Origin of the sequence: Streptomyces sp. NPDC058469, assembly GCF_042721125.1 — a bacterium.
GTDB lineage: Bacteria > Actinomycetota > Actinomycetes > Streptomycetales > Streptomycetaceae > Streptomyces.
Genome location: NZ_JBHXME010000004.1, coordinates 26,063 through 45,809, shown reverse-complemented (window position 1 = coordinate 45,809; position 19,747 = coordinate 26,063). Strand labels below are relative to the sequence as shown.

The following is a 19,747-nucleotide window of genomic DNA, read 5'->3' as shown; positions in this document are numbered from 1 at the left end:
GGCATCGACAGTCCAACAGTCTTGTCCTGTGCATGTCTCACTCGATGAGATGCGCGGAGACTACTTCGTCCGGCTGACGGCCGGGCGAACTCCGCAGCACTCAGGGGGGATTCATGCACATAGCCCGCACCCGGCCCAGTCGGCGTGGCATCGCCGCTTCCACGGCCGCCACCGCCACCCTCGCCGTCGCCGCGCTGGCGACCGCGCCGCTGGCCGGCGTCACCAGCGCCGCGCCCGCCGCCGTACCGCAGACGAAGGCGATCCCGGCCATCGCCGGACACACCCTCGCGCGCGACGTGCCCACCCCGCTCTCCAGCGCGGAGTGCGAGGCCAAGTGGCAGATCGCCTGCTACAACCCGCTGCAGTACCGCACCGCGTACAACCTCAACTCCCTGTACCGGAAGGGCATTACGGGCAAGGGGCGCACGATCGTCATCGTCGACTCGTTCGGTTCGCCGACGATCCAGCACGATCTCGACACGTACAGCAAGCAGTTCGGCATGCACAGCGCCAAGGTGAATGTCGTCAAGTGGGGCAAGGTCCCGGTCTTCGACCCGACGAACGCGGACATGACCGGCTGGGCGGGCGAGACGACCCTGGACGTCGAGATGGCCCACGCGGTCGCGCCCGACGCGAAGATCGTGCTGGTGGAGACGGCGGTCGCCGAGACCGAGGGCGTCACCGGTCTGCCGGAGATGATGAACGCCGAGAAGTACCTGATCGACCACGGCGTCGGCGACGTCATCACGCAGAGCTTCGGCGCGACCGAGAACACCTTCCCCGGCTTCGACCAGGGCGACTTCTCCAGCATCAAGAAGCTGCGCTACGCCTTCGAGGACGCCAACCGCAAGCACGTGACCGTCCTCGCCTCCTCCGGCGACGGCGGCGCGACCGACTACAACGCGGACGGCTCGGCCTTCTACGACAAGCCCGTCAACTCCTGGCCTTCTTCGGACCCGTTGGTCACGTCGATCGGCGGCACGCAGCTCCACCTGAACGACAAGGGCGACCGCGTCACGCCGGACAGCGTCTACAACGACTACGGCGCGGGCGGCGGCGGCCAGTCCCACGTGTTCGCCCGCCCGTCGTTCCAGAACGGCGTGAAGAGCATCGTGGGCGCCCAACGCGCCACCCCCGACGTCTCGATGGCCGCCGCGGTCAACGGCGGCGCGTGGACGTACTCCAGCTTCGACCCGACGGCCGTCGGCTGGGACGTCTACGGCGGCACGAGCGAGGCCAGCCCGCTCTTCTCGGGCATCGTCGCCCTCGCGGACCAGGCGGCGGGGCACCGGGTCGGCAACATCAACTCGGCGCTGTACACGCTGGCGAAGCACGGCGCCAAGGGCAACGGCATCGTCGACGTGAACGACGGCACGAACAACACGTATGCGGGCGTGACCGGTTACACGGCGGTCAACGGCTACGACATGGCGACGGGCGTGGGCACGGTGGACGCGCTGCGGTTCGTACCGGCGCTGGCGCGGGCGAGCCGGCGCTGAGGCCACGCTGACGCATCCGGAGACGGCCCAGGTACACCACCTGGGCCGTCTTCCTGTTCACGCGGTTCACACGGTTCACACGCTGATGGACTGGGCGTACGTGACCTGGTTGAGCACGTGGACGACCTGGTCGCGGGACTGCACGGGGATCATCGTGGAGTGGTGCCGGCCGCCGCTGTTGACGCTGACCTGCACGAAGCCGGTGGTGACGCGTTCCTTCATCAGGAGGAACAGCAGCCCGATGAAACAGAGCAGGAAGAACAGGATCGCCAGCACGATCGCATGCGGCGGAATCCTCTCCTCCGTACGGGACATGTCGGTGGCCGTCCACACCGCGCCTCTGAGCGGCATCGGCCCGGCCGGGCTCACGATGGTGTCACCGTTGACCGCGATGTCACCGAGGGTCAACACCGGTGTCGCGAAGGGGGTTTGGGGCTGCTGTTGTGAGTACGGCTGCGGCTGCGGTACGGCTTGCGGGTAGCCGTAGGTGGGGGCTGTGGGATAGCCGTAGGCGCCCTCGGCGTAGGGACCACCGGGCGGGGCGGCGTAGGGGTTCTGACCGGGTTGTCCGGGCGGCTGCTCCGGCGGTGGTCCGGGGTACTGGTTCGCCATGGGTGCTCTTCCCCCCGAGAGTGCGTGTGGACGGCGACGGCAACAGGCTCACAGGGCGAGCGAGTTGCGCCGCGCGTTCATCCTCCCGCTCGGTCACATCCCGTATCTACGTAATGACAAGAAATAACCGGGCACCGTCATGCGAGTCACTCAAGGGTGCGAAGACCCCGCCCCCGAAAGAAGCGGCGCCCGGCCCGGAGAACGAGGACCAGCGTCGTGACCGCCATGACGAGGTTGAGGGTGTCCACGACCATGACGACGGCGTGGGACGCGTACAGCAGGCGCGGCAGGTCGGCGCCGATCATCTCCAGGCCGACGAGGAGGGGAAACCACGCCCAGGAGGGCCGCGCACCCTGATCACCGTCGGCACCGGCTCCCCTACGAACCCTGGCCCGCTCCCACCACCGGCCACCGAGCCACGCGAGGACCAGCGCACACCCCACCGCGACTACGGACCAGCCCATGAACCGCAGCGTCACAGTTCTCTCAATTCACGCAATTCATGCACGGTCAGCCGGAGTTGGGGTGGCCGCTGCGGCACTCCGCCGCTTCGCATGCCGGGCGAACCGGCGCCCGACCACGTAGAGGCTGATCAGGAGCAGTACCGATCCCGCGATGGGCCAGCCGATGGAGCCCCCGTCGCGGTAGATCTGGATCTCCATCACCAGCAGCAGGACGCTGACCGGCGGACCCACCAGGTCGGAGGAGACGTCCACCCACCGCGTGACTCTCGAAAGGTCGTCCACGGCTTGATCGTGACAGGGGGACGGGTTCTTTGCCAAGGACCTGTTGGACGTCGTGCGGGTTCAACACCGCCCTGCCCCCGCACAGTTGAGGACCCGGAGAGCGGACGCGGCTCAGCCCAACCGCTCCGCCTCGTCGTACTCCGCCGCCCTGAAAGTGGGCCAGTGAGTGATCTGGGGTCGGGAGCGTTCGATCATCGCCAGGAGAACCTCGCCGTGCAGGACGCGTACGCCGATCTCGATTCCATCCAGGCCTGCGAGGTTGTCCACCACGTAGAGGTGGAAGCGCTCGGGATTCGCCTTGGCGGCCACGACTTGCCGGTGTTCCAGCGGCAGCGTCTCGCTGCGCGCCGAGCGGCTGAACGCCTTCACCTCGATCATGCGGGGCACGCTGTCGACGTCGTATGGAAGGCCCGATGTACGCACGTCCCTCGGATCGCGCCCGGCGGCCCGTTCCAAGGCCAACACATGTGTGATCGCGGCCTGTTCGGTCTCTCTGTTCCCCACGGCACCCCCTGAGTTCCTGCGACGTCATCGTGCCGTGCGGGCCTGTGAGTTGGGAAGCTGAAGCCATGGATCCCGCGGAGAGAAGCGATGGTGACCGAGCACACCGAGTACGCCGAGTACGCCGAGTACGCCGAGTACCTCGAGTACTTCGAGTTGGTCTGCGACGGCGTACCGCAGGCAGACGCCGAGACAGCGGTCGTGGCGCTCCGCGAGGCGGGGGCGCGGGCCGAGACGGGGGAACGGCAGCCGCCGAGCTCCTGAAGCCTTGAGAACGCCCCGTCGTCCCTGAGAACGGCCCACTCGGCAACCCGCGCCCCCGACCGACACAGCAACGAACCCCCCATCCGCGAAGAACTCGCAGGCAGGGGGCCGAAGGCGTGCAATGGGCAGCGTGCTGCTTACTTCTTCTTGCCCTGGGTCTGGCGGGCCCGTTTTCCGGCCCTGGTCAGAGGGGGGTGCACCCCAACTGACCTGCGGTCGGGCGGTCGTTGGTCGTTGTTATCTGTCGTCGTTGGTCGTCCTTGGAGGGCCCAGAGAGGGCCCGGCGGTATCGCCCCGGACCCTCGCTCACGAAGAGGAGCAGCCCGCACCCGCCGTCCCGCCTCCGTACCCGTCATGGGGACCAACCGCCAGGAGGTCATGCGGCAAGGTGACCTCACCCGCCGGACGTTGGGCAAGCCATCCCGACCGCCTATGGGACGGCTCCTCGGTGCGTACGTGCTTGAATCCCAACCGTTCGTAGTAGGCGTGAAGTCCCGTATTGGTGCGCCACGTGTCGATACGCACCCATCTTCGACCTTCAAGCGCTGCAAGGCGGGACATCCAGTCGATGACCCGTGTGCCGAGGTGCCGGCCGGACGCTTCGCGCGCCACCATCAGCTTGTACAGATACAGCCCTGACTCGGGGCGGTCGACATCCGTCCAGAAGTCACGGTCAACGGGGCCGCGACTGACAGTCGCGAGCACGCTGCCCTGCTCGCCAACGACGACCCATGCACGCCCTTCATCTATGCTGGCGCGCCATTTGGCAATGGCCCGTTCACCTGTCTCTGGGTCGCTCCACTGGTCCGTGCCTTTGGTGCGCAACCACCCTTCTGCCTCCTCTCGAAGGGCCAAGAGGGCGGGTACATCCTCCGCCGCTGCAGGGCGGAGGTACTCAGTCCGTGCTGACTTCATAGAGGATCTTGTGCCTGTCTCCGGGAAGGATGGTGACCATGCAGCGGAGGGGGCGATCCTCCGCGTCATAGCCCGTTCGGGTGTGCTCAGCGATTGGTGTTGCCGCAGGTAGAGCAAGTAGTTCAGCCTCCGGTCGAGTCGGCATGCGCACTGAGATTTCGTCCACGTATTTGGCTTGGACGAGTCCCACGGAGGCCAGGATGCCGCCGGGTGCGGAGACGTCTCGGGGCTCCATCAAAGGCGTGCCGATCACGAGTTCCTGAGGGAAGTACGAGTCAGCGAGCGCGTAAGGCCGGTTGTCTATGTACCGGATGCGCTTGCGCGCCACGGCCAAGCCGTCGGCGGGTAGTTCGAGGCGCTCGCGTACATGAGACGGAGGCTCGACGATCGACACAGTGATGTCCTGACGAGGGGCGTTCCCGCCCTCCTCAATCACGCTCGCCCACTGGTCACCGGCGGTCCGCCCTTCGACCGCGTTAGCGTGGCGGCTCCGGCTCTCCAGCGTCGTCCAGTTCCACACCACGGGCGGGTAGTCCTCGCGGACATACTTCCCTTGCCCCTGTCCCGTGACGACCAGACCTTCCTCAATCAAGAGGCGTACGCCGGAGCGGATGGTTTCGCGGCTGTAGCCGTACTCGCTCATCATCTTGGATTCGCTGGGGAGCGTCTCACCCCCGCTCAGCGCCCCGGACAGGATCTGTTCCCGCAGGTCGTAGGCGATTTCCTGGGCCTTCGTCATACCGCGTCGCACTGACAAGACTTCCCCTCTGCTCCGACTCCTCCGTACAAGTTAGACCAGGGGGCTTGACTCTCCAAGTCCGAGTCGTGCAGTCTTCTGTCACGGCACTCCTCCAGACAAGCCAGACGGGGTGTCACGTACAGCCTTACCGTAGGACTGCCCAGAGGAAAGCCCCACAGGGGTGAGTACGAAGGAAGCGGCCGTTACTTGAGAACTCAACAGAGTGCCGATCCAGCCGCCTGCACACGGGCGGTCGATGGGTCGATGTGAGCCCAAGTGCTCACAGCCCCGGCATCCACGCCGCGAGGGCGCGGGACCGAATCCCGCCCGGGGCACTCCGACCGCCGCTCAGCGGTCACGCCGCGCGCCTCGCGCGGCTCTTCCCCCAACGGCGCGCACCCCCGGAGCTGGCACTCCGGGGGTGCTGTTCGGGCCGTTCACCCTTCGAGAGGAACCACGACCCAATGAGCAACATCGTCACTGTTCAAGAGGCTGTTACCGCGTTCGCCCCGTGGCTTGAGCCCACCAACGCGGAATTGGACGCGATCGACGCCGAGATGCCCGTCATCCTGGCGGACGTCGGCCTGATCGACGCGCAGATCATCACCCTGGACCGCACCCCGAGTGAGCTGGACTCGCAGCGTATCCGCCGTGCCTGGCGCCGGCTGCTCACCGCCCAGCGCGAGCAGGCCAACCGCAGCACTGGCGGGATGCTTCCGGAGGTGGGCGCATGACCACCACCGACCAGAATCTGACCGCCGCGCACGCTGAGGTGAAGGCGGAGATCGCGCGGACCGACAACAAGACCGGGCTACTGCTGGCGTTCGTCGGCGCGGTCCTCGCCGGCGCCTGGACCATCGCCAGTTCCCTCCCGCTCACCCCGCCCGCCGTGGTGGTCGGTGCGCTCGGCATGGGGCTGCTGGTCGGCGCGGCGGGGCTGCTGCTGCGGTCGACGCGTCCCAACCTGAGCGGCCGGCACGGCTTCCCGCTGTGGGCCACCCTCACCCCCGAGGAGATCGCCGACGCGGTGTCCGATGACCTTGCTGCCGACATCGCGGGCCTGTCCCGCCTGGCGGTCGCCAAGTTCACCTGCCTGCGCCGCGCGGTCGACCTGACCCTCACCGGCGGTGCCCTGCTCATCCTCGCCCTGCTGATCACGGCGGGAGGTGCGTGGTGAACCGCTTCGGGAAGGGACTGCTCATCACTGCGCTGGTCGTGGTGGTCGGGATGGCGTTCCGGGTGTCCTGGAACGCGCTGCGGGACATCGCCAACGCGATCGGCGCGGACCACACCGCCGCCACCCTGTACCCGTTCGTGGTCGACGGCCTGATGGCCCTCGCCCTCGTCGCCACCCTCGTACTCGCCGGCAACGACCGGAAGTTCGCGCTGCGGGTGCTGGGCACCTACACCGGCGCCTCCCTGGTCCTCAACTACGTCCACGGCCTCGTTCCCGCGCTGCACGGCGCCACGGTCGACTGGGGACGCCTCGCCGAATGGGACCCCGCCAACTGGGCTCTGGTCCTGCTGGCGACGTCGCTTCCGGTCGGGTCGATCTACTTCGGTTCCGATCTCGTCGCGAAGGTGCTGCACCACCAACCCGCCCCGATTCCCACCCCGATCGCAAATATGGAGAAATCTACCGAGACCGCAATCAAACGGTCTATGGCTGACCTGCCCGAATCGACCCCGGAACCGATCACCCCGCCCCTCGCGGTGAACCCGATCCGGCTGGCCGATCCGGTGCCGGTCGGGTTCCTGAAGTCGGCTCTCCCCCTGAAGCCCGTACCCGCGATCGAGTCAGGTCCGGTCAAGCCGATCGGGTCGACTCCGAAGCGCACGGTCGCGGCGGCATCGACTCCCGCCCGCCGGGCGACGGGTCGACTGCCGGAGGTTGCCCGGTCGGCCCAGCCCAAGCGCACACAGGCGCAGTTGCTCGATGAGGCCCGTGCCGCGATGGCTGGTCTGCCGGACGCGAAGGTGACCGCTGAGGGCATCCGCCGTGCGATCCGCACGTCGCCGGCCAACGCCCGGATGCTGCGGGACACGATCCTTGCCGAGCGCGCCACGACCGTCCCTGAGCTGGGAACGGGGGCCGTCTGATGGGCATGTGGCGGGACAAGACCCCGCGCAAGGACGACGAGATCACCCGCCCGGACCCCGGTCCGATCAACCCCGCCGGCAAGTCGCCGGGCATGTGGGGGCGCGCAGGGGTCCGGCCCGGCGACTCCCCCACGGGCCCGATGGCCACCCCCAACCGCCGCCGCAAGCCGAAAGCGAGCTGACGCCGTCATGTCCGCTGCCTACGGCAAGTGCTTCGACCCGAGCGGTGCCCGCTACGGCGTCCCCACCTTCCCCTGGAAGTACGCCCCCAGTGACGAGCAGTACGCCACCCGCCGCCAGTTGAGGGCGCGTGGCCTGCGTCCGGGGGGTCAGCCGATAGCGGCGCAGGTCATGCGCATCAACCGCCGTTCCGGCACGGTCCGCGTCGCTTACCTGTACCGCATCGATCTGGCGAAGCCCGTGCGGCCGATGACGTCGCGGAAGTGGGGCGCGCTCGCGCTGGCCATGCTCGCTCGCCGCACGTGTCCCGAGTGCCAGGTCATCTACAGCTACTGCATGCCGCGCTCGCTCGGCATGTGCGTGCTGTGCGCCTACCCCACCAACACCCCTGCTCCGGACGGGAGTTGACCGTGTCGAAGTCCGAGATCCGCCGCCTGGACCGCGAGATCCAGAAGACCGCGAACAAGCTGGAAGCGGTCCGTAAGGGCGAGTGGTGGCCGCTGAACGGCTCGGAGCGCCGGGCCATGGCGCGCGCCATCGCCGGCGGTTCCTACCAGGTCGTACGCGGCAAGAACCCCGGCCGCGCGGAACAGCAGATCGAGACCACCGGCTCCGCCGCCGAGATGCGGCTGAACGCCGAACTGACCGCCCTGCACGGCGAGAAGCTGCGCCTGATCACCGAAGCCGCCCGCGAGAAGGCCGCGAAGAAGGCATCGGGGTGGTGGTGACCATGGCCGCCACGGAAACGCCGCCCGGTGAGTGCCCGCAGTGCTGGCAGCACGCCAACGACAAGCGCATACACCGCCACCTGCGCCCCCGCCAGGACTGCCCGCAGTGCGTGAACCACATGAACAACGGCTGCCCGTACATCGTGCCCAAGAAGAAGTCGAGTTGGTGGTGAGCATGGACCGCCGTTGCCCCGCCGCCCACCCGGAAGACCCCACCCCCTGCGACGGGCCGCCCGCCGTGACCGTGCTGGACACGGCGGGCGCCGGCGCGGACGGATGCGAGCACCACGGCGCCCGCATCCTCGCCTCCCTGGAAGGGGGCCGCGTCTACGCCCTGCCCGACGCCCCGGAGGGTGCGGCGATCCGCGTGTTCAAGGCCGCCGACACGATCCGCCCGTTCTGCTGGTTCGACGGTCCGCGACTGGACCCGTCCCAGCTCAGCCGCGCCGAGAACCGCACCCGGCACCAGCGCTGACCCCTGCGCCTTTCCTCGAACTCCCGCCCCTCACAGGGCAGTCAGGAGCAGTTCCCGCATGTCCGAGAACGTCGTACGCCTCGTCAAAACCCCGCCCACCGGCCCCGAGCCGGACGGGACGCCCACGGTGCTGACCGTGGTTCCCGACGCCCCGCCGGCGCCCCTGGTCCCGTTGTGGGTGCGCTCCGGCCATGCCGTGAAGACAGCGGTCACCCACGAGAACACCCGCAGCGCCGCCCGCGCGGTCGCCCGGCACAGCCTCTACACGTTCAACGGCGGGCGGATCGTGGCCCGCCGCACCTGGGACGGCAAGACCGGGGCCCGCTACGAGCGCATGATCCGCGCGGCGGAAGCCGCGGGGAACCTGGAGCTGGCGGAGGAGTGGGAGGAGCGGTTGCAGCGCTTCCGCGCCGCCCGCCACCACCGCCGCATGGACCTGCTCCACTCGCCGGTAGAGGCCGCGAAGGGTCTCGCGGTCGGGACCGGGGTGAGCGTCGGGGTGCTGGTCGCGCTGGGGGTCGTGATGGCCATCAACACCCACGATGTCACCGATGTCATCACGCCGTTGAAGGCGACGATCGACTTCATCGCGACCCTGATCCGGATCGTGCAGATCATCTGGCCCACTGCCGTTGTCCTCGGTCCGCTGTTCGCGCTGCTCGCCCTGTGGAGCGTGGGCAGCAAGCAGCAGGCCGCACCCCAGTGGGCGCTCCCCGCCAACGTCCGCTCCGGCGAGGGTGAGCCGATCACTCCGTCCATCGTCGTCAAGGCCCTGCGCGACCTCGGGGTGCCCGCGCTGCGCAACGCCATCAAGGAGATGGGCGACGCCGGCGCGGCGATGCTCGGACCGATCCGGATCGCCGGATGCGGCGTGGAAGTCGACGTCACCCTGCCGTCAGGGGTGTCGACCAACGAGGTGCAGAACAAGCGGCGCAAGCTGGCGGAGAACCTCACCCGGCACGAGCACGAGGTGTTTATCACCATCCCGCAGGCCGCCCGCACGGTCCGCCTGTGGGTCGCGGACTCGGGGGCGCTGGACGAACCGATCGGGCCGTCTCCGCTGGTCACCGACGAGACGATGACCGCCGACTACACCAAGGGCAAGGCCCCGTGGGGGCAGGACCTGCGCGGGGACGCTGCCGCGCTGAGCGTGTATCAGCGCCACCTGCTCATCACCGGTCTGTCCAACCAGGGCAAGACCGTCGCCCTGCGCTCCCTGGCCCTGTGGCTCGCGCTCGACAAGTCGGTGCAGTTCCTCATGGGCGACCTCAAGGGCATCGGTGACTGGAAGATGTTCGACGGCGTGGCCACCACCTTGATCCAGGGGCCGACCGACGAGCACGTCATCCAAGTCACCGAGATGGTCGAAGGCGCCGTCGACGAGATGAACCGCCGTCTGATGGCCGCGCCCGGCACCGTGTTCCCCGCCCTGATCGTGCTGGTCGACGAGGCGCAGGTCGCGTTCATGTGCCCGCTCAAGGACGAAGAGGGCCGCTTCTACGGCGGCTCCAAGGCCACCTCCCGCTACTTCATGGCCGTCCGCAAGATCCACAACCAGGGCCGTGCCGTGAACGTGCTGATGTGGCAGGGCACCCAGGACCCCACCGACCAGAACCTCCCCAAGCTCGTCCGCGAAGGCGCGCACACCCGTGCCTCGCTCGCCCTGGGCACGGAGTCCCAGGCGCGGATGGCGCTGGGGGACAAGGCCGTCGACGGCGGGGCCGCACCGAACCTGCTGCGCCCCGGCCTGGATCAGGGAACCCTCGTCGTCGCCTCGTCGGGCATCGACATCCCGAAGGGTCAGTCGTCGATCACGGTGCGCACGCACTACGTCGACGACGACGCGGCCGAGGCCATCATCGAGCGCGCCAAGGCCCTGCGCGACGGAGTCACCACGCTCACCGTCATCGAGCGGGGCGAGGACCGCGACCCGCTCGCGGACATCGCCTCCGTGGTCGGCGACGCCTCCCGGGTGCTCACCCAAGACGTCCTCAAGCGGCTCGCCGCGCTGAACGCGGACGCCTACGGGAAGTGGTCGTTCATCGACCTCAAGCGCGTCCTGGACGGCACCGGAGCCGAGCCGTACAAGTCGGACGGCCGCATGGTCGTCGGCCGTGACCGCGTCCTGCGCGCCCTCGCCAACCGCGACGCCTACATCGCCACCGAGGGTTCCGCTTCCGCCGACGGATGACAGGGAGCCGACCCCGGGCGGGTCAGGGAGGCAGGGAGAAGTCCCTCAACGCCTCCCTGACCCGCCTCCCTTCCCCTGACCTGCACGAATGATCGTTCAGGGAGGCAGGGAGGACCCGCAGGCCAGCCCCCGAAAACCCCCTCCACGCGCCCCCAGTAAGGGGGTGTGTCTGCCTCCCTGACCCATGTTCGGAAGGGATTCCGCATGTACCCCGAACCCACCCGCCACGCGCCCGCCGAACGGGCCGTGGAAGTCCACTACCCGGCCCCCATCGCCCCCGCCGCCATGGCGTCGGCACCGCTCGTTCCCGTCCAGCCGGGCAGCATCCCGTCCGTGGCGAGCATCGTCCTGCCGGACGGCCGCGTCGTCACCGGCTACGCCATCAACCCCGTGCAGCCCGAACCGTTCGTCGCCAAGCCGCCCGTCTCCCGCGCGGCAGTGAACATCGCGCTCGGGGGCGTCGGGTTCCTCGCCGTGTGCGGCGGGCTGCTCATGCTGACCGCGTTCATCACGGCGTTGACCGCGCTGATCACTCAGCTCATCACCCTCGCGGCCGTGATCTTCGGTGGGTGGATCGCCGTGCAGGTTTTCAGCACACGCGGCCACCAGGGCGGGAGCACGGTCAACATCCGCAAAGCGATCTTCAAGCGCAACCACTTCCACAGCTAGCTACGCCAAGGGCGACCCCTCCATCTCGCCAAAGAAGCGGGGTCGCCCTTGCCCAACCCGTCCTCAACAGACCTGTTGGAGGTCACCCAGCATGACGCAACCGATCGACATTCGGCGAGAGCGCGCTCGCCGCCCTCACCCCCGCGTGGGAGATGGCTGCATGACCGCCGTCACGCCCCTGCTGGGCACCGCGCTCGATCTCGCGGCGGCTGACGTCCCGGTGCTGCCCCTGCGGGCGGGAAAGGTCCCGTTCGGCAACTGCCGCACCTGCGCGAAGAACACGTGCGGCGGCCGGCCGAACATGAAAGCCCCCGGCCCCTGCCAGTGCCCCGCTCCCTGCCACGCGTGGGCCGCCGCCACCACCGACCCGCACATCCTCAACTCCCCCCAGTGGGCGGCGGCATGGCGGCAGGCGGCAGCGGTCGCCTACCACCCCGGCGGCGCCGGCCTGACCGTCGTCGACCTCGACAACGCGGCGGCCATCGCATGGGCCCGCGAGGCGCTGCCCGCCACGAGGACCGTGCCGACGACCCGGGGTGAGCACTGGATCTACCGGGGCGTCATGCCCTCCCGCAACAACGCCCGGCCCGGGGTCGACGTCAAGTCCCTTATGGCGTACGCCCGTTGGCTCGGATGGGGCACCGGCGCCATGGCCGCTCTCCCGGGCTCTGTGCGCGCTCTGGCACTAACGGACCCCCCGGCGGCCCGCCGGGCGCCACAGACCCTCTCAGCACCCCTGGGAGGCCAAGGCGGAGAGTGCCGCCACCGCACGCCCGTCTTTCTGGACCGTGGGATCGCCATGGCGGAGCAGCGCATCACTGGCGCCCGTGAGGCGGTGCACGCCACCGTGTACCGGACGTTCCTCGCGGTGCTGTCCACTCACGGGCGGTGCGGCTGCCTCACCGACACGCACGTCGCCCGGCTGTTCACCGCCGCGCAGGCCAAGGGCGAATCGGTCCGGCACTGCACCGACGCGTGGACCAACGCCCTGACCACGTTGGGACTGTGACCATGTCCGAGGACGAGAAGAACCCCGCGCGCGAGATCATCGCGGACTACGCGCAATCCCACTTCCGCTACTTCCGCACCGCTGACGGGACCGTGTACGCGCAGCGCAACGGCCACCCCGTGGCCCGCCCGATGCGCTCCCAGGGCACCACCGGAAGCCACCGACAGGAACTCATCGTCGGCATGTACCGGGACGGGGTCGGCGTGTTCAACGGCACCGCGCTCAAAGAGGCATTGGACCTGATCGAAGCACTCGCGCTGTACGAGGACACGCACGCCGTGAACATCCGCGTCGCCCCCGGATACGACGGGGCGACCTGGTTGGACCTGGGACGTGATGACGGGCAGTCGGTGCGTATCCACCCCACCGGGTGGGAGATCACCGTGCCCGACCCGCAGGAAGTGTGCTGGCGGCGCACTCAGCTCACCGGCGAACTCCCCCTGCCCGTCAAGGACACCAACGGCAAGGGCATCGACCTGCTGATGCGGCTGTGCAACTTCGCCAACGCGGAGACCGAGTGCCTGGCCATCGCGTGGCTGATCGGCTGCCTCGGACCGTCCGTGCCCGTCCCCGCCCCGTTCCTCACCGGCCCCCAAGGCGCCGGGAAGTCCACGGGCGGGCGGATGCTGGTCCGGATCATCGAGGGCATGAGCGGGGACCTGCGCCGGGCCCCGAAGGATGAAGAGAACCTGATCGCGGCCGTGGCTGCGGGATGGGTCACCGCCCTGGACAACCTCTCCCACGTGACCCCGGATCTGTCGGACGCGATGTGCTGCATCGTGACCGGTGCCGAGAGCGTCAAGCGGGCCCTGTTCACCGACGGGGACGTCTTCCGCGTCGGCTACCGCCGCCCCCTGCTCCTGACCGGGATCGACGTCGGTGTCATCCGCCCCGACCTCGCGGACCGGCTCCTACCCCTGCGGTTGGAACGACCCAAGGTCCGGCGCACCGAAGCCGAACTGTGGAGGGACTACGCGGAGGTTCTCCCCGTCGTTCTCGGCTCGCTCCTGGACCTCACGGTCAAGGTGCGCGCCATGGAGGCGGAGACCCCTACCGACCTGCGCATGGCGGACTTTGCGCACCTGTGCGCGCAGTTCGACGCCGCGACCGGACTCGGAGCGCTCCCCGCCTACCGGGCGAGTCTGGACGACTTGAACGACGACGTGATCGAGGGTGATCTCCTCGCGCAGACCGTTCTCCTGCATGCCGAGACCATCGAGCCGGGCGAGGCGCAGCAGATGACGTCCACGGAGTGGCTTGCGTGCCTCAGCCTCCGCTATAGCGGCGACGACTGCCGTCCCCTGCCCAAGGGGTGGCCGACCACCGGCAAAGTCCTCTCCGACCGTCTCAAGCGCCTCCAACCCACCCTCGCCGCCCGGGGTGTGCTGGTCGACGCGGGCCGCACGAAGGCGGGCCGCTACCTCGAAATGACCCGCGCACTCCCTCCAGTACCGCACGAGCAGACGCGGGCGTTCTGACCGCGACCTGCACGTTCAGACGAACAGCAAGAGGAGCACCCGGGCGGCGTGCTCCTCTTGCTGTTCGGCGCAGCCGCCCCAAGGTCGTGCCGCGAAGCGGCTCCTTCTTCGCTCTGTAAGGGGCACCCAAGTACTACAGGCAGCCCCTTCTTTGTCCTAAGTAGGAAGACCCTGCGTCACCCGCGTCACCCGAGCCGGAAAACGGCCGCTGACCTGCACGAACAGCGATGACGCAGACGGCCAACTCTGCGTCATCCTGCGTCACCTGCGTCACCCGATGACGCAGACGATGACGCACGGGTGACGCAGAGTCGATCCGCCACGTCACCCAAAACCGCAGGTCAGACCCCCCAATGACGCTGATGGCGCGGGTGACGCAGCAATCCGTACCTCGGACAGGTACAGGGTCCGAGAACCCTCAAAGCCGGCGCGACACCCCCCGAGGAACCCATGAACCGAATCCCCTCCGCTCAACCCGACCCCCGCGCGATCCTCCGCAGCGGCCTCCCGGACCAGTACCTCACCCCTGACGACATCGCCACCCTGTTCAAGGTCCCCAAAGAGACCGTTTACCAGTGGCGCAGGAAGCACACCGGCCCGCCCAGCTTCCGCATCGGCAAGCACGTGCGCTACGACCCCACCATCGTCCACGCCTACATCGCCCAGCGCATGGCCGCCGACCAGACCGCCGCCTGACACAACCCCAACAACACAGCTCAACACCCCAGGGAGGGCCACACCGTGGCCCTCCCTTTCCACGCACAGATGGGAACGCCCCGCATGGCAGGCAGCATCCAAGACCGCTGGTACAGGACCGAGACCGACACCAACGGCAAGACCACCCGCGTCAAAACAGAGCGCTACGGGACCGGCATGCGCTACCGGGCCCGTTACTTCGCCCCCGACGGCAAGCGCAAGGGCAAGTCCTTCCCCGACGGACAGAAGCGGCTGGCTGAGCAGTGGCTGAGTAAAATCACTGCGGACGTGGCTCGCGGCGACTACATCGACCCGAACGCGTCCAAGACCTCGTTTCAGGAGTTCGCGGAAGGGTGGCTCGCGAGCCAGAGCGGAGACCCGAACACCCGCGCCTCAATGCAGTCCCAACTCAAGCTGCACGCCTTCCCGCGCATCGGGTCACGAGCGCTCGGGTCGTTCCAGCCCAGCCACATCCGCGAGTTCGTGACGCAGCTCGAAGCGTCCGGCATGTCCGGCGCGTACGCCCGCGTGATCTTCTCCAACGTCCGGGCCGTGCTCTCCGCAGCCGTAGAGGACGGCTACCTTCGCCGGAACCCCTGCAACTCGCGCACGGTGGCGCTCCCCGAGATGGGCACGCGCCGCGTCGTGCCGTGGCAGCCGGACCGTGTCATCGCCATGCGGGCCGCCATGGTCGAACGCTTCCGGCCCATGGTGGACATGGGCGCCGGCTGCGGACTACGCCAAGGCGAGATCCTCGGACTGTGCGTCGACGAGGTGGACTTCGACAATGGCACCCTGCACGTGGTGCAGCAGCTCAAACTGAGCCTGAGCAAGGCCGTGTTCGCGCCCCCGAAGGGCGGCAAGCTCCGTGACGTGCCTCTGCCCGATCCCGTGGCGGAAGCACTCAAGGAACACATCAAGCGCTTCCCGCCCGTGGAGATCACGTTGCCGTGGATGCGAGCGAACGGCCAGCCCGTGACGAAGCGTCTGATCTTCAGCGGGCCCAACGGTGGGCACGTCTGGCGTACATCGCTGAACGAAGACCACTGGAAGCCCGCTCTCGCCAAGGCGGGCGTCATCCCGAAGGCCAAGAGCCGCGAGCACGCTGCCGCGCGGGAGCACGGCATGCACGCCCTGAGGCACTTCTACGCGTCCGTTCTGCTGGACGCGGGAGAGAGCATCAAGGCCGTCAGTGAGTACCTCGGGCACTCCGACCCGGGTCTGACGCTGAAGGTGTACGCGCACCTCATGCCGAGCAGTCGGGACCGCGCCCGGAAGGCTCTCGCTCAGGCACTCCGACCGACGTAAGAGCCCCCGCGCTGAGGTCCCACAGAGGGCCCAGGCCGTGAAAATGCCCCCGATCCGCGCCGTATGCGCAGGTCGGGGGCATGATCACAAAACCTACTTCTTCTTGCCCTGGTTCTTGACCGCCTCGATCGCGGCCGCAGCCGCATCCGGGTCGAGATACGTCCCGCCCGGCTTGACCGGCTTGAAGGACGCGTCCAGTTCGTACGCCAGCGGGATGCCCGTCGGGATGTTCAGGCCCGCGATGTCGGCGTCGGAGATGCCGTCGAGGTGCTTGACCAGGGCGCGGAGCGAGTTCCCGTGGGCCGCGACCAGGACCGTGCGGCCCGCGAGGAGGTCGGGGACGATGCCGTCGTACCAGTACGGGAGCATGCGGACGACGACGTCCTTCAGGCACTCCGTGCGGGGGCGCAGCTCCGGGGGGATCGTCGCGTAGCGCGGGTCGTCCGACTGGGAGAACTCCGTGCCGTCCTCAAGGGGCGGGGGCGGGGTGTCGTAGGAACGGCGCCAGAGCATGAACTGCTCCTCGCCGAACTCCGCGAGGGTCTGGGCCTTGTCCTTGCCCTGGAGGGCGCCGTAGTGGCGCTCGTTCAGGCGCCAGCTGCGGTGGACCGGGATCCAGTGGCGGTCCGCGGACTCCAGCGACAGCTGGGCCGTGCGGATCGCGCGCTTCTGGAGGGACGTGTGGACCACGTCGGGGAGGAGGTCGGCGTCCTTCAGGAGTTCGCCACCGCGGACCGCCTCCTTCTCGCCCTTCTCGTTCAGGTTGACGTCCACCCAGCCGGTGAACAGGTTCTTCGCGTTCCACTCGCTCTCGCCGTGGCGGAGGAGGATCAGCTTGTACGGTGCGTCGGCCATGCCTCAGAGCGTAATCCACGCATTCGGGCCACCGCCTGGCGCCCGCCCCCCAGCCCCACAGTTGACGGCTTCTGTTAATTGAGTGGTCCCCCGGGCCGCCCCGTTCGTAAGTTGTGCTCAGCGCATGAGCCACTTACGCGCCACGTACACACCTGTCCGACCGTGGGGGATCGATCCATGTCACTCGCCGCCCTGAGACGTGCCGCCAGGGAAACCGTCTCCGGTCTGCCCCGCGAGTTCTGGTGGCTGTGGACCAGCACCCTCGTCAACCGGCTCGGGGCGTTCGTCTCGACCTTCATGGCCCTGTACCTGACCCTCGACCGCGGCTACTCCGCCACCTACGCCGGTCTCGTAGCCTCGCTCTACGGCCTCGGCGGGGTCGTCTCCTCCATCGGCTCGGGCGTGCTGACCGACCGGATCGGCCGCCGTCCCACCCTCCTCGTCGCGCAGTCGTCGACCGCCGCGTCCGTGGCGCTGCTCGGCTTCATGCACGACCCGGTCGCCATCGCCGCCGTAGCGTGCCTCGTCGGGGCGGCGAGCAACGCGTCCCGCCCGGCGGTGCAGGCGATGATGGCCGACATCGTGCGCCCCGAGGACCGGGTCCGCGCGTTCTCGCTCAACTACTGGGCCATCAACCTCGGCTTCGCCATATCCTCCATGGCCGCCGGGTTCATCGCCGAGGTCAGCTACCGCGCCGGGTTCCTGCTGGAGGCGGGGATGACGGCGGTCTGCGCGGTCGTCGTGTTCCTACGGCTGCCCGAGTCCCGGCCCACCGCCCCGACGACAGCCGACGGCAAGGAACCCACCGAAGCGGTCGGACTGCGGACCGTACTGCGCGACAGGCGGTTCATGAGCGTCGTAGGACTGTCCTTCCTCGTCGCGCTCGTCTTCCAGCAGGGCTCGGTCGGACTGCCGGTCGCGATGGGCGAGGCCGGGTTCACGCCCGCCGACTACGGCACCGCGATCGCCGTCAACGGCTTCCTCATCGTCGCCCTCCAGATCCCGGTCACCCGCCTCATCGAACACCGCGACGCCAAGCGCCTGTTGGTCGTCTCCTCGATCCTCGCGGGCTACGGCTTCGGGCTCACCGCGTTCGCCGGCTCGGTCGGCGTCTTCGCCCTCACGGTGTGCGTGTGGACCCTGGGCGAGATGATCAACGCCCCGACCCAGACGGGCCTCGTGGTCCGCCTCTCCCCGGTCCAGGGACGCGGCCGCTACCAGGGCATGTACATCCTGTCCTGGGCGGTCGCCGCGCTCGTCGCACCGCTGATGTCCGGTTTCGTCATCGACCACTTCGGCGCGGAGTGGCTGTGGGGGATGTGCGCGGTCGTGGGGACGGGGGCGGCGGTGGGGTACGGGGCGCTGATGCGGGGGCTTCCCGCGAGTGGGGCGATGGGCGTGGAAACACCGGCCGCGGCCGAGCCCGAGGTCAGCGCGGCCTGAGGCCACCGCCCACCCGCGGGCCTCTCACGGATGCATCCGTGCGCCCTTGATCACCTTGTCCACCCCGTTCTTCGGCCCGTACACAGCCAGCCCCACCACATCCAGCTCGGCGGTGGCGACGGCTCGTACCGCCGCCCGGTTGTCCCGGTCGTTGCCGGTGCCGAACAGGTCGGACGTGAAGACCGCACGGGGCAGGGCGCGGGACAGAACCCGCGCGTGGGCCGCCGTCAGCGTCTCCTTCGTGGCCTCGAAGACCAGCACCGGCTGCCGGAACATCGGCAGGTACCTGACCCCGTCCGCGTCCTCGTACGGCTCCCCGATCACCTCGGGAACCTGCGTCCCCAGCCCGCTGACCAGGAAGGACGTGACATTCAGCCGCTGCCAGGGCTCAAGGTCCTCCCGCAGCAGGACGGCGATCTTGGTGTCGAAGCGCATCGGTTCAGCGATCGTGTCAGTGCTCATGCACTGAGACTGCCGAGCACCCTACGACCCCGTCTTGTACGTTCTTTGCATGGCCCCGCAGCGCCCCCAGCAGGAAGTCTCCGCGTGGCGGCCCCGCATCCCCGGTGTCGTCGAGGTCTTCCACGCCCACTTCACCGAGTACGCGTACCCGATGCACGTGCACGACGCGTGGACGCTGCTGATCGTGGACGACGGAGCCGTACGGTACGACCTCGACCGGCACGAGCACGGCACCCCGCACGACACCGTGTCCCTGCTGCCCCCGCACGTCCCGCACAACGGCTCCCCCGCCACCCCGCACGGCTTCCGCAAGCGCGTCCTCTATCTCGACGGCACGCACCTCCCGGACACCCTCATCGGTTCCGCCGTCGACCAGCCGGACCTCCGTGATCCCGAACTCCGGCTGCGCGTGGGCCAGTTGCACACCGCACTCGACCACCCCGGCGACGAGCTGGAGGCCGAGAGCCGCCTGAGCCTCATCGCCGAACGACTGCACACCCACCTACGGCCGTCCGCCGCCACCCCCTCCCCTGCCCCCGGCCCCATCCTCGCCCGCACCCTCCGCGAACTCCTCGACGAACGCGTCACCGAAGGCATCACCCTCGACGAGGCCGCGCGGCTCGTGCACGCCCATCCCGCCCATCTGGTACGGGCGTTCAGCGGGGCGTACGGCATCGCGCCGCACCAGTACCTGATGTCCCGCCGCGTCGACCGCGCCCGCCGGCTCCTCCTCGACGGCCGCCCGCCGGGCGAGGTGGCGACGGTGACCGGGTTCTACGACCAGTCCCATCTCACCCGCCATTTCCGGAAGTTGGTGGGCGTGACACCGGGCCGATATCCACGCGACGAACATCAACTGCGCGGCTAGCCTCGCCCC

General features: G+C 68.8%; 26 protein-coding genes. 18 read left to right on the top strand and 8 right to left on the bottom strand.

Annotated elements, in window-relative coordinates:
• The first annotated feature begins 113 nt into the window (after positions 1–113).
• Positions 114–1,499 (top strand): S8 family serine peptidase, encoded by a 1,386-nt coding sequence (locus tag ACFWP5_RS03815; protein WP_384149686.1) that lies wholly within the window; start codon positions 114–116, stop codon positions 1,497–1,499.
• A 75-nt stretch (positions 1,500–1,574) separates the two neighbouring features.
• Here ACFWP5_RS03815 and ACFWP5_RS03810 read toward each other — a convergent pair whose 3' ends face one another.
• From ACFWP5_RS03810 to ACFWP5_RS03795, 4 genes are all read right to left on the bottom strand, one after another.
• Entirely contained in the window at positions 1,575–2,111 is a 537-nt protein-coding gene (locus ACFWP5_RS03810) for a hypothetical protein (protein WP_384149683.1), read from the bottom strand.
• Between the two features lie 146 nt (positions 2,112–2,257).
• Positions 2,258–2,575 carry a hypothetical protein gene (locus ACFWP5_RS03805; protein ID WP_384149680.1) on the bottom strand — a complete coding sequence of 106 codons (318 nt, stop codon included), beginning with the start codon at positions 2,573–2,575 and terminating at the stop codon, positions 2,258–2,260.
• 36 nt (positions 2,576–2,611) lie between these two features.
• On the bottom strand, positions 2,612–2,857 hold the full coding sequence (locus ACFWP5_RS03800) for a hypothetical protein (RefSeq protein WP_384149677.1): 246 nt from the start codon (positions 2,855–2,857) through the stop codon (positions 2,612–2,614).
• Positions 2,858–2,968: 111 nt separating this feature from the next.
• On the bottom strand, positions 2,969–3,361 hold the full coding sequence (locus tag ACFWP5_RS03795) for a DUF3883 domain-containing protein (protein ID WP_384149675.1): 393 nt from the start codon (positions 3,359–3,361) through the stop codon (positions 2,969–2,971).
• A gap of 87 nt (positions 3,362–3,448) precedes the next feature.
• Here ACFWP5_RS03795 and ACFWP5_RS03790 point away from each other — a divergent pair, with 87 nt between their 5' ends.
• A complete protein-coding gene (locus ACFWP5_RS03790) occupies positions 3,449–3,622 on the top strand; it encodes a hypothetical protein (RefSeq protein WP_384149672.1) in 174 nt (57 codons plus the stop codon).
• A gap of 306 nt (positions 3,623–3,928) precedes the next feature.
• On the opposite strand, the gene ACFWP5_RS03785 is transcribed toward ACFWP5_RS03790, so the two are convergent.
• Together ACFWP5_RS03785 and ACFWP5_RS03780 are read right to left on the bottom strand one after the other, a co-directional pair.
• Positions 3,929–4,537 (bottom strand): GNAT family N-acetyltransferase, encoded by a 609-nt coding sequence (locus ACFWP5_RS03785; RefSeq protein WP_384149669.1) that lies wholly within the window; start codon positions 4,535–4,537, stop codon positions 3,929–3,931.
• Positions 4,518–5,276 carry a GntR family transcriptional regulator gene (locus ACFWP5_RS03780; protein WP_384149666.1) on the bottom strand — a complete coding sequence of 253 codons (759 nt, stop codon included), beginning with the start codon at positions 5,274–5,276 and terminating at the stop codon, positions 4,518–4,520. The genes ACFWP5_RS03785 and ACFWP5_RS03780 overlap by 20 nt, the downstream gene beginning before the upstream one ends.
• A gap of 464 nt (positions 5,277–5,740) precedes the next feature.
• Here ACFWP5_RS03780 and ACFWP5_RS03775 point away from each other — a divergent pair, with 464 nt between their 5' ends.
• From ACFWP5_RS03775 to ACFWP5_RS03710, 14 genes are all read left to right on the top strand, one after another.
• Positions 5,741–6,010 (top strand): DUF6284 family protein, encoded by a 270-nt coding sequence (locus ACFWP5_RS03775; protein WP_384149663.1) that lies wholly within the window; start codon positions 5,741–5,743, stop codon positions 6,008–6,010.
• Positions 6,007–6,453, top strand: a complete 447-nt coding sequence (locus tag ACFWP5_RS03770) for a Pycsar system effector family protein (RefSeq protein WP_384149660.1) — start codon at positions 6,007–6,009, stop codon at positions 6,451–6,453. The genes ACFWP5_RS03775 and ACFWP5_RS03770 overlap by 4 nt, the downstream gene beginning before the upstream one ends.
• Entirely contained in the window at positions 6,450–7,376 is a 927-nt protein-coding gene (locus ACFWP5_RS03765) for a DUF2637 domain-containing protein (RefSeq protein ID WP_384149657.1), read from the top strand. The genes ACFWP5_RS03770 and ACFWP5_RS03765 overlap by 4 nt, the downstream gene beginning before the upstream one ends.
• Positions 7,376–7,558, top strand: a complete 183-nt coding sequence (locus ACFWP5_RS03760) for a hypothetical protein (protein ID WP_384149654.1) — start codon at positions 7,376–7,378, stop codon at positions 7,556–7,558. The genes ACFWP5_RS03765 and ACFWP5_RS03760 overlap by 1 nt, the downstream gene beginning before the upstream one ends.
• Positions 7,559–7,565: 7 nt before the next feature.
• The gene (locus ACFWP5_RS03755; RefSeq protein WP_384149651.1) at positions 7,566–7,964 is read left to right on the top strand and encodes an RRQRL motif-containing zinc-binding protein; all 399 of its coding nucleotides are present in this window, start codon (positions 7,566–7,568) and stop codon (positions 7,962–7,964) included.
• 2 nt (positions 7,965–7,966) lie between these two features.
• Positions 7,967–8,284: a hypothetical protein gene (locus ACFWP5_RS03750; protein ID WP_384149648.1), complete on the top strand. Its 318-nt coding sequence runs from the start codon at positions 7,967–7,969 to the stop codon at positions 8,282–8,284.
• A gap of 2 nt (positions 8,285–8,286) precedes the next feature.
• Entirely contained in the window at positions 8,287–8,457 is a 171-nt protein-coding gene (locus ACFWP5_RS03745; RefSeq protein ID WP_384149645.1) for a pRL2-8, read from the top strand.
• Positions 8,454–8,759 (top strand): hypothetical protein, encoded by a 306-nt coding sequence (locus ACFWP5_RS03740; protein WP_384149642.1) that lies wholly within the window; start codon positions 8,454–8,456, stop codon positions 8,757–8,759. Before ACFWP5_RS03745 ends, ACFWP5_RS03740 begins: the two co-directional genes overlap by 4 nt.
• 58 nt (positions 8,760–8,817) lie before the next feature.
• The gene (locus ACFWP5_RS03735; RefSeq protein ID WP_384149639.1) at positions 8,818–10,950 is read left to right on the top strand and encodes an FtsK/SpoIIIE domain-containing protein; all 2,133 of its coding nucleotides are present in this window, start codon (positions 8,818–8,820) and stop codon (positions 10,948–10,950) included.
• A gap of 204 nt (positions 10,951–11,154) precedes the next feature.
• The gene (locus ACFWP5_RS03730) at positions 11,155–11,619 is read left to right on the top strand and encodes a hypothetical protein (RefSeq protein WP_384149636.1); all 465 of its coding nucleotides are present in this window, start codon (positions 11,155–11,157) and stop codon (positions 11,617–11,619) included.
• A gap of 91 nt (positions 11,620–11,710) precedes the next feature.
• Entirely contained in the window at positions 11,711–12,628 is a 918-nt protein-coding gene (locus ACFWP5_RS03725) for a bifunctional DNA primase/polymerase (RefSeq protein WP_384149633.1), read from the top strand.
• Between the two features lie 2 nt (positions 12,629–12,630).
• Entirely contained in the window at positions 12,631–14,106 is a 1,476-nt protein-coding gene (locus ACFWP5_RS03720; protein ID WP_384150061.1) for an ATP-binding protein, read from the top strand.
• A 450-nt stretch (positions 14,107–14,556) separates the two neighbouring features.
• On the top strand, positions 14,557–14,802 hold the full coding sequence (locus tag ACFWP5_RS03715) for a helix-turn-helix domain-containing protein (RefSeq protein ID WP_384149630.1): 246 nt from the start codon (positions 14,557–14,559) through the stop codon (positions 14,800–14,802).
• Between the two features lie 84 nt (positions 14,803–14,886).
• The gene (locus ACFWP5_RS03710) at positions 14,887–16,110 is read left to right on the top strand and encodes a tyrosine-type recombinase/integrase (RefSeq protein ID WP_384149627.1); all 1,224 of its coding nucleotides are present in this window, start codon (positions 14,887–14,889) and stop codon (positions 16,108–16,110) included.
• Between the two features lie 93 nt (positions 16,111–16,203).
• Here ACFWP5_RS03710 and ACFWP5_RS03705 read toward each other — a convergent pair whose 3' ends face one another.
• Positions 16,204–16,965: a phosphoglyceromutase gene (locus ACFWP5_RS03705; protein ID WP_327403101.1), complete on the bottom strand. Its 762-nt coding sequence runs from the start codon at positions 16,963–16,965 to the stop codon at positions 16,204–16,206.
• A 177-nt stretch (positions 16,966–17,142) separates the two neighbouring features.
• Between ACFWP5_RS03705 and ACFWP5_RS03700 the strand changes: the two genes are divergently transcribed.
• Entirely contained in the window at positions 17,143–18,408 is a 1,266-nt protein-coding gene (locus ACFWP5_RS03700; protein WP_384149623.1) for an MDR family MFS transporter, read from the top strand.
• Positions 18,409–18,432: 24 nt separating this feature from the next.
• Here the strand turns inward: ACFWP5_RS03700 and ACFWP5_RS03695 are convergent, their stop codons facing one another.
• Positions 18,433–18,870 carry a DUF2000 family protein gene (locus tag ACFWP5_RS03695; RefSeq protein WP_384149620.1) on the bottom strand — a complete coding sequence of 146 codons (438 nt, stop codon included), beginning with the start codon at positions 18,868–18,870 and terminating at the stop codon, positions 18,433–18,435.
• Positions 18,871–18,919: 49 nt separating this feature from the next.
• On the opposite strand from ACFWP5_RS03695, the gene ACFWP5_RS03690 reads away from it, so the two are divergent.
• Positions 18,920–19,738, top strand: coding sequence for an AraC family transcriptional regulator (locus ACFWP5_RS03690; RefSeq protein ID WP_384149617.1), 819 nt, complete (start codon positions 18,920–18,922; stop codon positions 19,736–19,738).
• Positions 19,739–19,747: the final 9 nt, after the last annotated feature.

Coding starts and splice junctions, on each gene's coding strand:
- ACFWP5_RS03715 (WP_384149630.1), top strand. CDS start 14,557: ATGAACCGAATCCCCTCCGCTCAACCCGACCCCCGCGCGATCCTCCGC.
- ACFWP5_RS03815 (WP_384149686.1), top strand. CDS start 114: ATGCACATAGCCCGCACCCGGCCCAGTCGGCGTGGCATCGCCGCTTCC.
- ACFWP5_RS03705 (WP_327403101.1), bottom strand. CDS start 16,965: ATGGCCGACGCACCGTACAAGCTGATCCTCCTCCGCCACGGCGAGAGC.
- ACFWP5_RS03690 (WP_384149617.1), top strand. CDS start 18,920: ATGGCCCCGCAGCGCCCCCAGCAGGAAGTCTCCGCGTGGCGGCCCCGC.
- ACFWP5_RS03725 (WP_384149633.1), top strand. CDS start 11,711: ATGACGCAACCGATCGACATTCGGCGAGAGCGCGCTCGCCGCCCTCAC.
- ACFWP5_RS03730 (WP_384149636.1), top strand. CDS start 11,155: ATGTACCCCGAACCCACCCGCCACGCGCCCGCCGAACGGGCCGTGGAA.
- ACFWP5_RS03780 (WP_384149666.1), bottom strand. CDS start 5,276: ATGACGAAGGCCCAGGAAATCGCCTACGACCTGCGGGAACAGATCCTG.
- ACFWP5_RS03710 (WP_384149627.1), top strand. CDS start 14,887: ATGGCAGGCAGCATCCAAGACCGCTGGTACAGGACCGAGACCGACACC.
- ACFWP5_RS03790 (WP_384149672.1), top strand. CDS start 3,449: ATGGTGACCGAGCACACCGAGTACGCCGAGTACGCCGAGTACGCCGAG.
- ACFWP5_RS03720 (WP_384150061.1), top strand. CDS start 12,631: ATGTCCGAGGACGAGAAGAACCCCGCGCGCGAGATCATCGCGGACTAC.
- ACFWP5_RS03810 (WP_384149683.1), bottom strand. CDS start 2,111: ATGGCGAACCAGTACCCCGGACCACCGCCGGAGCAGCCGCCCGGACAA.
- ACFWP5_RS03755 (WP_384149651.1), top strand. CDS start 7,566: ATGTCCGCTGCCTACGGCAAGTGCTTCGACCCGAGCGGTGCCCGCTAC.
- ACFWP5_RS03735 (WP_384149639.1), top strand. CDS start 8,818: ATGTCCGAGAACGTCGTACGCCTCGTCAAAACCCCGCCCACCGGCCCC.
- ACFWP5_RS03770 (WP_384149660.1), top strand. CDS start 6,007: ATGACCACCACCGACCAGAATCTGACCGCCGCGCACGCTGAGGTGAAG.
- ACFWP5_RS03760 (WP_384149654.1), top strand. CDS start 7,376: ATGGGCATGTGGCGGGACAAGACCCCGCGCAAGGACGACGAGATCACC.
- ACFWP5_RS03700 (WP_384149623.1), top strand. CDS start 17,143: ATGTCACTCGCCGCCCTGAGACGTGCCGCCAGGGAAACCGTCTCCGGT.
- ACFWP5_RS03805 (WP_384149680.1), bottom strand. CDS start 2,575: ATGGGCTGGTCCGTAGTCGCGGTGGGGTGTGCGCTGGTCCTCGCGTGG.
- ACFWP5_RS03775 (WP_384149663.1), top strand. CDS start 5,741: ATGAGCAACATCGTCACTGTTCAAGAGGCTGTTACCGCGTTCGCCCCG.
- ACFWP5_RS03745 (WP_384149645.1), top strand. CDS start 8,287: ATGGCCGCCACGGAAACGCCGCCCGGTGAGTGCCCGCAGTGCTGGCAG.
- ACFWP5_RS03695 (WP_384149620.1), bottom strand. CDS start 18,870: ATGAGCACTGACACGATCGCTGAACCGATGCGCTTCGACACCAAGATC.
- ACFWP5_RS03785 (WP_384149669.1), bottom strand. CDS start 4,537: ATGAAGTCAGCACGGACTGAGTACCTCCGCCCTGCAGCGGCGGAGGAT.